General features: G+C 24.4%; 1 protein-coding gene. It reads right to left on the minus strand.

Translation table 11 applies throughout. The features are described 5' to 3' along the window. Positions 1 to 107 precede the first annotated feature (107 nt). Positions 108 to 688, minus strand: a 581-nt coding sequence (locus AMN81_RS00805) for a sugar phosphate nucleotidyltransferase (protein WP_072090253.1), incomplete at its 5' end; no start/stop codon positions are given.

Raw genomic sequence — 688 nt, forward strand, 5'->3', positions numbered from 1 at the left:
TATAACTTTAGAACTAAACACAGCCAGGAACCCATAAAACCAGTATGACCAGTAATTAAAACTTTTTTATTTTTCCAGTATTTCTTTGTAGGTCTCACAATTATTAATTACCACACTTTCCAGAGAGCTTTTTTCTTTTTCCAAATATTATTAATTTCAATTTTTTCTCTCATGGTATCCATACATGCCCAAAAACCATTATGTTTATATGCATTTAATTGTTTGATTTTAGATAATTGTGGCAAACAGTCTTCTTCAAAAATACTTTTATTATCTTTTAAATATTTAAAAATTTTATTAGTTAAAATAAAAAAACCTCCATTAATATATTCCATTGGTTTTTCTTTAATTTTAGCAACTTCAGAATTTTGAGAGATAGATAAAATACCTTTTGGATTTTTATATCTTACTGCAGTCAAGGTTGCGGCTTTTTTCTTTTTTTGATGAAACTTAATTAGCTTATCTATTTTTATATCACTTAATCCATCTCCATAAGAGACACAAAAAAACTTATCATTTTTAACAAAATTTCTAACTTTTTTTATTCTTCCACCAGTCATTGTATTAATACCTGTGTTTACAAAATTTATATTCCATTTCTCTAGATTTCTATATTTTAATAATTCTTTTTTAATTAGATTACCTTTGAAACCTAAGCAAATTACAAATTTGTTAATTCCATAAAATG

It is taken from the genome of Candidatus Pelagibacter communis (assembly GCF_001179845.1).
Taxonomy (GTDB): Bacteria; Pseudomonadota; Alphaproteobacteria; order Pelagibacterales; family Pelagibacteraceae; genus Pelagibacter; species Pelagibacter ubique_Q.